At 37.2% G+C, this 9,377-nt stretch carries 14 protein-coding genes; 12 read left to right on the forward strand and 2 right to left on the reverse strand.

The genetic code is table 11. The annotated features are described in order from the left end of the window. The 3 genes from ACWITO_RS09090 to ACWITO_RS09100 all read left to right on the forward strand — a co-directional run. The coding region (locus ACWITO_RS09090) for a fasciclin domain-containing protein (protein WP_448529679.1) at nucleotides 1-345 on the forward strand (345 nt) is incomplete at its 5' end. A 77-nt stretch (nucleotides 346-422) separates the two neighbouring features. Further along, nucleotides 423-1,337 carry a 16S rRNA (cytosine(1402)-N(4))-methyltransferase RsmH gene (rsmH, locus tag ACWITO_RS09095; RefSeq protein WP_101357604.1) on the forward strand — a complete coding sequence of 305 codons (915 nt, stop codon included), beginning with the start codon at nucleotides 423-425 and terminating at the stop codon, nucleotides 1,335-1,337. 16 nt (nucleotides 1,338-1,353) lie between these two features. Next, on the forward strand, nucleotides 1,354-2,256 hold the full coding sequence (locus tag ACWITO_RS09100) for a S66 peptidase family protein (RefSeq protein ID WP_448529680.1): 903 nt from the start codon (nucleotides 1,354-1,356) through the stop codon (nucleotides 2,254-2,256). Here the strand turns inward: ACWITO_RS09100 and ACWITO_RS09105 are convergent. Next, nucleotides 2,228-2,950 (reverse strand): hypothetical protein, encoded by a 723-nt coding sequence (locus tag ACWITO_RS09105; protein ID WP_448529681.1) that lies wholly within the window; start codon nucleotides 2,948-2,950, stop codon nucleotides 2,228-2,230. The genes ACWITO_RS09100 and ACWITO_RS09105 overlap by 29 nt on opposite strands. A 12-nt stretch (nucleotides 2,951-2,962) precedes the next feature. Then, nucleotides 2,963-3,379, reverse strand: coding sequence for a SufE family protein (locus tag ACWITO_RS09110; RefSeq protein WP_448529682.1), 417 nt, complete (start codon nucleotides 3,377-3,379; stop codon nucleotides 2,963-2,965). A gap of 178 nt (nucleotides 3,380-3,557) precedes the next feature. On the opposite strand from ACWITO_RS09110, the gene nuoI reads away from it, so the two are divergent. From nuoI to ACWITO_RS09155, 9 genes are all read left to right on the forward strand, one after another. Continuing rightward, complete coding sequence (gene nuoI / locus ACWITO_RS09115) at nucleotides 3,558-4,052, forward strand: NADH-quinone oxidoreductase subunit NuoI (RefSeq protein WP_448529683.1); 495 nt, start codon at nucleotides 3,558-3,560, stop codon at nucleotides 4,050-4,052. Between the two features lie 122 nt (nucleotides 4,053-4,174). Next, nucleotides 4,175-4,696 (forward strand): NADH-quinone oxidoreductase subunit J family protein, encoded by a 522-nt coding sequence (locus ACWITO_RS09120; protein ID WP_448529684.1) that lies wholly within the window; start codon nucleotides 4,175-4,177, stop codon nucleotides 4,694-4,696. A gap of 28 nt (nucleotides 4,697-4,724) precedes the next feature. After that, on the forward strand, nucleotides 4,725-5,324 hold the full coding sequence (locus ACWITO_RS09125; protein ID WP_448529685.1) for a hypothetical protein: 600 nt from the start codon (nucleotides 4,725-4,727) through the stop codon (nucleotides 5,322-5,324). A 3-nt stretch (nucleotides 5,325-5,327) separates the two neighbouring features. Next, the gene (gene nuoK / locus ACWITO_RS09130) at nucleotides 5,328-5,648 is read left to right on the forward strand and encodes an NADH-quinone oxidoreductase subunit NuoK (protein ID WP_448529686.1); all 321 of its coding nucleotides are present in this window, start codon (nucleotides 5,328-5,330) and stop codon (nucleotides 5,646-5,648) included. Nucleotides 5,649-5,650: 2 nt separating this feature from the next. Continuing rightward, a complete protein-coding gene (locus ACWITO_RS09135) occupies nucleotides 5,651-6,220 on the forward strand; it encodes a Uma2 family endonuclease (protein ID WP_448529687.1) in 570 nt (189 codons plus the stop codon). A 17-nt stretch (nucleotides 6,221-6,237) separates the two neighbouring features. Beyond that, nucleotides 6,238-6,804 carry a Uma2 family endonuclease gene (locus ACWITO_RS09140; RefSeq protein WP_448529688.1) on the forward strand — a complete coding sequence of 189 codons (567 nt, stop codon included), beginning with the start codon at nucleotides 6,238-6,240 and terminating at the stop codon, nucleotides 6,802-6,804. A 3-nt stretch (nucleotides 6,805-6,807) separates the two neighbouring features. Beyond that, on the forward strand, nucleotides 6,808-8,754 hold the full coding sequence (gene nuoL / locus ACWITO_RS09145) for an NADH-quinone oxidoreductase subunit L (protein ID WP_448529689.1): 1,947 nt from the start codon (nucleotides 6,808-6,810) through the stop codon (nucleotides 8,752-8,754). A gap of 9 nt (nucleotides 8,755-8,763) precedes the next feature. After that, nucleotides 8,764-8,997: a DUF433 domain-containing protein gene (locus ACWITO_RS09150; protein ID WP_448529690.1), complete on the forward strand. Its 234-nt coding sequence runs from the start codon at nucleotides 8,764-8,766 to the stop codon at nucleotides 8,995-8,997. A 31-nt stretch (nucleotides 8,998-9,028) separates the two neighbouring features. Further along, a complete protein-coding gene (locus ACWITO_RS09155) occupies nucleotides 9,029-9,223 on the forward strand; it encodes a DUF5615 family PIN-like protein (RefSeq protein WP_448529691.1) in 195 nt (64 codons plus the stop codon). Nucleotides 9,224-9,377 lie beyond the last annotated feature (154 nt).

The raw sequence follows: 9,377 nt of genomic DNA on the forward strand, positions 1-9,377 counted from the left end.
GATAGAATTACCGTGCTTCTGCCTACGGATGCCGCTTTCAATGCCTTCCTTGCTTTGAATAATTTTAATAGCATTTACGATATTCCTTTGGATAAGCTCACTGAAATTATGAAGTATCACGTGATTACGCGTAGAGCTTTCTTCAATGATTTCGGTGTCAAGATGAATACTCTACAAGGAGAACAGATACAAACATTAACTCCTACTACTGCTAACTATGTTGCCGCTCCTTACTTCTACGCAGATCCTGCAGGTAGGATAGATGTAAAAATGAGCAACGGCAATATTCAGTGTATCCGTAAGGTGATGGTACCCAAGGAAGTAAAGTTAAAACAAGTTCCTTGATAAGTTAAACATAAAATGATGCAAAAGCCCGATACATATTATCGGGTTTTTGTATTTTTGTTGCTTTCTAAAAAACTATGAACACAGATTATCATATTCCTGTTTTGCTTCAAGAGGCTACTCAATGGCTTATTACGGATAAAAGCGGCATTTATATTGATGTAACTTTCGGCGGAGGCGGACACTCGGAAGCTATTCTGCAAAATTTGCATTTGCAAGGCAGACTCTTTGCTTTTGACCAAGACCCCGACACCTTGCCAAATGTCCAAAGATTACAAAGAAAATATGAAAATTTCACCTTTATCCCAAACAATTTTCGCTACTTGAAACAAGAATTACAAAAGAGGGGTATAACGCAGGTTACAGGTATTTTAGCGGATTTGGGAGTTTCCTCACATCAGTTTGATACTGCCGAAAGAGGCTTTTCTTTTCGTTTTGATGCTCCTTTGGATATGCGAATGAATAAAAATCAGTCGCTTACTGCTCAAAGCGTATTGCAGGAGTACAGCGAAAAAGAACTCCATCGTATTTTGGGTATGTATGGTGAAATTCGTAATGCCAAGACACTCGCTAATAGTATTGTAACTTTTCGTAAAAAACAGAAAATTCAAAATACAGCAGACTTGCTGAAAGCCATTGAAAAATGCCTACCTTTTCAAGAAAGAAACAAATATTTGGCACAAGTTTTTCAGGCTTTGCGAATAGAAGTAAATGACGAATTACAAGCACTCCAAGAAATGCTTGTTCAAACCGCTCAAATACTTGCCCCCAAAGGACGCTTGGTAGTGCTTTCGTATCATTCTTTGGAAGATAGACTGGTGAAAAATTTTATCCAAAAAGGCAAATTTTGGGGCGAAGTAGAAAAAGATTTTTATGGAAACCCTTTGAAACCTTTGCAGATGCTTGGGAAAGCAATTTTACCCACAGAACAAGAAGTGCAACAAAATCCGCGTGCCAGAAGTGCTAAAATGAGAGTAGCTGAAAAATTGTAACACAAAATACTTTTTTATGAAAAAAATAGGTGTTTTCAGTCCTGCCTCTGCGGTAAGCTACGAGCAAATAGAAAAAGCCGTACAAACCCTTGAAAAATGGAGCTATGAAGTATTTATTCACCCGCAAACTTTCGCTCAAAATGCACAATTTGCAGGAACTATCCAAGAGCGTTTAAGTGCTTTTCAAGAGCTTTTAGATGATGATACCATAGACATAATTTGGTGCAGTAGAGGTGGATACGGAGTGGTACAATGGATTGATAGCATTGATTTTAGCCCTTTGCTAAAAAAATTTAAGTGGATTGTGGGTTTTAGTGACGTAACGGTTTTACATTGTGCTTTACAAAAAATAGGCTTGAAAAGTCTGCACGCACCGATGCTCAAAGGTTGGGAAAATCTTTCCTTCCAAACACTTGAATATTTAGAAAATATTTTGCAAAATACTCAAATAGCGTATGAAGTAGAAAATTTGCCTTTTGATAGGTTAGGTAGGGCAAGGGGCAAACTGATTGGCGGGAACATAGCCCTTTTGCATAACCAAATCGGAACAAAAACGGATTTTGATACTGAAAATGCAATTTTATTTTTGGAAGATGTCAATGAGCCGCTCTACAATTTGGATAGAATGTTTAGGCATTTACAAAGAGCAGGAAAATTTGAAAATTTACAAGGACTGATTGTGGGAAATATTTCACGTATCAAGCCCGAAGAACCACCTTTTGATAAAAACATTTATGAAATTATTGCAGAAATTGTTGAGCCATACCAGTTTCCTGTCTGTTATGATTTTCCTATCGGACACGAAAGTGAAAACTATCCGATAGTTTGCGGTGCAGAAGCCATTTTGGAAGTTTCCTTGAATGGTGTGAAGTTAGAGCAAAAGTGGGACTCTAACTCATCAAAAACCAAAATCCTGTAAAAATGCCAATATTTAACAAAACAACCGCGAATATCCACCACCAATTTGGGGCAGAAAGCAAAGGAACAGGAATTTGAGCAGAGGCTTTTTGAGCTACGTAATGCTCTAAGTTTTTCAAATTGATTTCCCCGCCTAGATTTTCTTTTGCTTCCTTAAAAATGGCAAGTAAATCAATATCTCCTGAAAATTTCTTGAATATTTTACGTAATACGCCATTCATTCCTTGCAATTTTTGCAAATATTCGGGAAGTGTAATATTGATAAAATCCTCAATTTTGCCGTTTTCCAGTTGTGCTTTGATGGTAGGTTGCTTGTAGGCATACTCAAAGGCTTTATGAACGAAATATTCAAAAATAGTTTCTTTCAGATGATTTCCCACAAAGTATAAAACAGATTGCAATGCGTGCTTATTGGCTATCCAGATATAAGCAATAGGAGCAAGTATGAAAAAGAAAGTAATAGAACCTACCCCCAAAAGCGTTTCAGTGGTAGAACGTCCCAAAACAAAATCTATTTTACTATGAAGCAGTATAAAAAGGCTAATATTTAGCAATGTTCCTATTAGGCAAATAAGCAAAAGACGGCTCACGTATCGCCACGCTACTCCCGTAACCATTTTCCACGCTTGCCCTGTAAGGCTCATTTTTTCTTTCCAAGAAGGAGCAGAAAAAGAATTTTCAGCATTTTCTGTCATAGTATAATTGAATTATGAGCTTTGCAAAGCTACCCCATAGGTTCTGATTTGCTTAATCATAGAGGCAAGTCCGTTGGCTCTGGTCATAGAAAGATGTTGTTGTAAGCCGATTTTTTGGATAAAATAAGGCTCCGTTTGGGCAATAGCCTCAGCGGGCTGTCCTGAATATACTCGCAAGAGCAAACTGACCAATCCCTTGACAATGAGAGCATCGCTATCGGCTTCAAAAAAAACCTTGTCATCTTTTTTATAGCCGTGTAGCCATACTTTGGATTGACAACCTTTTACCAAATTTTCTTCGGTTTTGTATGTTTCCGAAAGGGGGGGGAGTTTCTTACCCAATTCAATAATGTAGGCATATTTATCGTCCCAATTGTCAAAGAGTTCAAATTCGCTGATAATTTCGTCCTGAATTTCTTGGATATTCATAAAAACTTGTTTGCTTCAAAGTTAGCAGATTATACTTTTCAATGCAAGTAGTTGCTTATTTAGAATTTGTATAAATAAACAAAAACCTTTTCAGAAATGTTTGTCAATTTGAAATAAAATGCCTTTTTTTGTAGAGGTTCTATGGATTTTTTAGTTTTTCACCTAAAACTATATTTTTATGCGACTCACGAACCGAGCCAAGCAAGTCAGCAATAAAAAAATGACTTTTGCTGAAAAGATATATCTGCCAGCCATTGTTACGGGTTTGGGCATTACGATAAAGCATTTTTTCAAAAAGAAAGCCACCATTCAGTACCCTGAACAGCAACGTCCTATGTCGCCTGTATTCAGAGGTTTGCACGTTTTGAAGCGTGATGAAGAAGGCAGAGAGCGTTGTACGGCTTGTGGGCTATGTGCTTTGGCTTGTCCTGCTGAAGCTATCACAATGGTAGCCGCCGAACGCAAACCGGGTGAAGAGCATCTGTATCGCGAAGAAAAATATGCGGCAGTGTACGAAATCAATATGTTGCGTTGTATTTTTTGCGGTCTTTGCGAAGAGGCTTGTCCCAAAGAAGCCATTTTCTTGCAAAATGATGTTATTGCCCCTGCGTTTCATAGCCGTAATGAGGTAATTTTTGGTAAAGACAAACTCGTTGAGCCTTTGAAAAAATAAAGGCTTGCTTGCTAATTACTTGCCTCTCTTGTACAAGAGAGGCAAGTTGTGTAAAGTAAAATTATTCTTGCAAAGAATTACGAGTTTTTCTTAATTTTGGCACACAAAAACAATGCAGTCTTATGTCCCTTTCAGAGAATTTATTTTATTTTTTGAGTTTCCTTGCGATTTTTTCTGCTTTAATGGTGGTTTTTGCCAAGAATCCCATTCATAGTGTTTTGTATCTGATATTGGTATTTTTTGCACTCACGGGGCATTATATTTTGCTCAATGCCCAGTTCCTTGCCATAGTGAATATTATCGTATATGCAGGAGCTATAATGGTGCTTTTCTTGTTTGTGATAATGTTTCTCAATCTCAAAAAAGAGGGAGATACTTCTGCAAATAAGTCGGTATTCATGAAAATTGCGGGAGTAGTTTCAGGGGGCTTGCTTTTGCTTGTAATCATTGCTTCGCTCAAATCACTGGAACCACACCAAGTAAAATCGGATATTAGAACAGATATAGGCTTGGTAGAGAATTTGGGTAAAGTTCTTTACAATGATTTTCTTTTGCCCTTTGAACTCGCTTCTGTTTTATTTCTTGCCGCAATGGTAGGAGCCGTGATGCTCGGCAAAAGAGAAAGCGGAGAAAGGAATTTCTAAAAATTAAGAAAGTATCAGAGGAAAGTTTATGGCTTATGCGGATTTTTCATTAGAAAAAATTGAAAAAGAATTTGGTATTGAAAACCAAATTGAGGAGATTTTTAGTGAAATTTTGCCCATAGAACCTTCTGATTACCTGAAAAAAACCATAGAAGCTGCTAAAAAACTTCCTATGCGGAGCGAAAAAGCAAGGTCGGAGGGAATTGTGTTCCCTGTTTTGCTGGAAATGAGAGAAAGAAACAATGAGTTTTTTACGATATATTCGGGAGAAAATTTGAATGTAGAGCCAGAAAAAGGCTTAAATGGCGAGTGTGATTTTATCATTGCCAAAGATACGAAGCGGTACGACGTGAGTTTCCCGATTTTGCAAATTGTAGAAGCAAAAAAAAATGACTTGGACGGAGCTGTACCGCAGTGTGCCGCACAGATGGTCGGGGCAAAAATATTCAATCAAAAAAAAGGATATAATTTGCCTTTTGTCTATGGTTGTGTAACCACAGGCGAAGAGTGGCTTTTTATGAAACTTGCTGAAAAAATATTCATAGATAACCGAAAATACTTTCTAAATGAATTAACTTTAATTTTGGGTGTTTTGCAAGAAATTATCAATCAATTCAAGCGTTTGTAGTTTATGGTAGAAATCATTACAAAAATTCCTTTGGAGTATTACATTATTTTGGCTTCGGTGCTGTTTTGTATTGGGGTGATAGGGGTACTTATTCGCCGAAATGCCTTGATTATTTTTATGTGTGTAGAGCTAATGCTCAATGCCGTGAATATGCTTTTTATAGCTCTTTCGGCGTATCGTGGAGATGCTTCGGGACAGGTGTTTGTATTTTTCATAATGGCGGTAGCGGCGGCAGAAGTTGCTGTGGGGCTTGCAATTATCGTGATGATTTATCGCAATACTCGTTCTGTTGATGTTGGCGAGCTTAACAAAATTCGGTACTAATAATGCCCGAACTTTTAGAAAAAATATGGAAAGCAAGTGAATTTCTAAACTTTGAGCGAAAAGAGCCACTCAAACACGAACTTATTGCAAATGAAATCTATCCAATGGCAGGAGCAAGTTTTAATCATAATCTCATAGTTAGCAACCTACATTTTTTACTAAAACAGCAATTCTGGGGCTTGGATTTTATAGTTTTGCAGGGGGATATGCGAGTAGCGGATTTAGAAAATAATAGTTTTTGCTACCCTGATGTTTTGGTAATACAAGGCGAACCTGCTTTTGTAGATAATGAATTTGATACTATCACAAATCCTGTTATGATTTGTGAAGTGCTTTCCAAAGGTACAGAAAGTTACGACAAAGAAAAGAAATTTGATGTATATCAGAACCTTGCAAGTTTGCAAGAATATGTACTTATTTGGCAAGATAGATATAAGGTTCGGCTGTTTAAGAAAATTACGCCTAAACATTGGGAAATGTGGGATTTTGATAATGAAAATGATACTATATCGTTTTTATATGGAGTTTGCAGGATTTATTTGAAAGATATTTACCAAAAAGTCAAATTTTGATATTTTAGTTGGAAATAATGCCTGAACTTTTAGAAAAAATATGGAAAGCAAGTGAATTTCTAAACTTTGAGCGAAAAGAGCCACTCAAACACGAACTTATTGCAAATGAAATCTATCCAATGGCAGGGGCAAGTATCAACCATAACAGAATTGTAAAAAATTTGCTCATTCTTTTAGAAAAGTGGTTTGTAGGTAGCGAATTTGAGGCTTTTTCAAGCGATATGCGAGTAGCAGATTTACCCAATAATAGTTTTTGCTACCCTGATGTTTGGGTAATACAAGGTGAGCCTGCTTTTGTAGATAATGAATTTGATACTATCACAAATCCTGTTATGATTTGTGAAGTGCTTTCCAAAAGTACAGAAAGTTACGACAAAGAAAAGAAATTTGATGTATATCAGAACCTTGCGAGTTTGCAAGAATATGTACTTGTTTGGCAAGATAGATGCAAGGTTCGGCTGTTTAGGAAAATTACGCCTAAACACTGGGAAATGTGGGATTTTGATAACGAAAATGATACTATTACCTTACTTGAAAAATTTTCCTTACAACTCAAAGAGATTTACCACAAAGTAAAATTTTAGACAATGGATACTAAAACATTAGCTTTATTTACGCTTCTTTTTCCGCTCATAGGCTTTATTATCAATGGCTTGGGCAGTAAAAAACTGCCAAAATCTCTGATAAGCCTTATAGCTGTACTTATGCCTTTGGCTTCGTTTATAGGTACTATTTTACTTTTTAATACTTTCAACGCTCCCAAGCAAGTTCAACCTTTGAGTTTGGTTTATTACGATTGGATTGCTGTACCCGGGATTTTTGTTAGTTTTTCTTTGTACATTGACCAACTCACGCTTCTGATGCTTTCTTTTGTAACGGGGGTAGGTACGCTTATTCATTTGTACTCGGTGGGCTATATGAAAGAAGATGAAGGTTTTGGTAAGTTTATGGCTTACTTGAACCTTTTTATGTTTGCAATGCTGATGCTGGTAATGGGAGGTAACTATTTGATGATGTTTATAGGTTGGGAAGGAGTAGGTTTGTGTTCGTTTTTGCTCATAGGTTTTTGGAATAAAAATCGTTCTTACAATGCCGCCGCTCAAAAAGCCTTTGTAATGAATAGAATTGGAGATTTGGGCTTGATTTTGGGTGTAATTATGATTTTTATTTTTTGGAATACCACTGAATACAAAGATTTAGTAGAAATATTCGCCAGAGATTCTTTCAAAAACACTTACAAAGTAGTAGATTCTTGGGAGTTTGTAGTGATTACCTTGCTTTTGTTCATAGGGGCGATGGGCAAATCGGCTCAAATACCGCTTTATACTTGGCTTCCTGATGCAATGGCAGGTCCTACACCTGTATCGGCACTCATTCACGCCGCTACAATGGTAACAGCAGGTATTTATATGGTAGTGCGTTCCAATTTTATTTTTAGCTATGCTCCCACAACACTCACCATTATTCTCATTATTGCAATAGCTACAGCCTTGCTTGCCGCTTCTATTGGTATTTTCCAAAATGATATTAAAAAAGTATTGGCTTATTCTACCGTGAGCCAACTGGGTTATATGTTTATGGCTTTGGGCGTTGCGGCTTATACTTCGGGGATATTTCACGTAGTTACGCACGCATTTTTCAAAGCTCTGCTCTTTTTGGGGGCAGGTAGCGTAATACACGCCTTGCATCACGAGCAAGATATTCGCCATATGGGAGGTTTGCGAAAGTATATGCCTATTACTTTCATAACTTTCGGTATCGCAACGCTTGCTATTTCGGGTATTCCGCCTTTTGCGGGTTTCTTTTCCAAAGACGAAATCTTAATGCACCTTTACGCTAAAAGTCCTATTTTGTGGGGCTTGGCACTATTAGGCTCCGCAATGACTGCCTTTTATATGTTCCGATTGTTTTTCCTTACCTTCTTGGGAGATTTCAGAGGCACAGAAGAGCAGAAACATCACTTGCACGAATCGCCGCTCACAATGACTTTGCCTCTGATGATACTGGCTGTGCTTTCAATAGCAGGAGGTTTGCTCAATATTCCTGAAATATTTGCAAAAGGAGGAGATAAACTTGCCCAGTTCCTTGCTCCTATTTATGCAACTGCCGAAAAACTAAATCCTGAACTATTTAAGCCTCATAAAATTTCTCATAGTACCGAATACGCTTTAATGGGTATTTCGGTGGCGGTAGCTCTGGTTTCTATTATTTTGGCTTATGTAATTTTTGTAGCTAAAAAATCTGTACCCAAAGCCGAAGAAGAGCAACGTGGTTTTGCTAAACTGCTGGCAAACAAATATTATGTTGATGAAATCTATGAGGCAATCATTGTGAAGCCCATTCAAGGTCTTTCCAAGTTTTTGGGTAATAGCTTTGAGGTGGCGGTAGATTTCTTTGTAGAAGGTACAGGGCAATTGGTGAGGTTTTTATCAGGGGCATTCCGCAGATTGCAAACGGGTAGCGTGAGTGTGTATGTTTTTGCTATTGTACTCGGTGCAGTGGTCTGGATTGCATTTAATTGGTTGAAAAAATAAGCTATTGCAATGAATGATATTTTGCAGAGAATTTCAATAGACGAAAAAATTTGCCACGGAAAACCTTGCGTAAGAGGATTGAGGTATCCCGTAGAGTTTATTTTAGAACTATTGGCTTCAGGAATGAGCATTGAGCAAATTATCAATGATTATCCTGATTTAGAGGCAGATGATATTAAGGCGTGCATAGTGTATGCCAATCAAATGCTAAAATTTCAAGATTTTTTTAAGATTGCTCAATGAAATTTTTGGTAGATGCTAATTACCCAAAAGACTGGCTGATTATCTAAATAAAAAGGGTTTGGATAACTTACATACGCTACAGCTACCAGACAGTAATCGTTCAACCGATGAGTTTATTTGTCAAATAGCCGATTCAGACCAAAGATGTTTAATTACAAAAGATAAAGATTTCTGGCATAGTTATTTTTTGAAGAATACGCCTAAAAAATTGTTAATTGTAACGTGAGTTGCAAGATTAAAAATTTGATTATCAAGTTTTTATTTTTAATAACTTAAACCACCCCTTGTTCCCCTCCTTGAAAAGAAGGGGAGATAATTACACCTAAAATTTTGATTTTCAGGTGTATAGCTCCCCTCTCCTTTTGGAGAGGGGCTGGGGG

The organism is Raineya sp. (genome assembly GCF_053497555.1).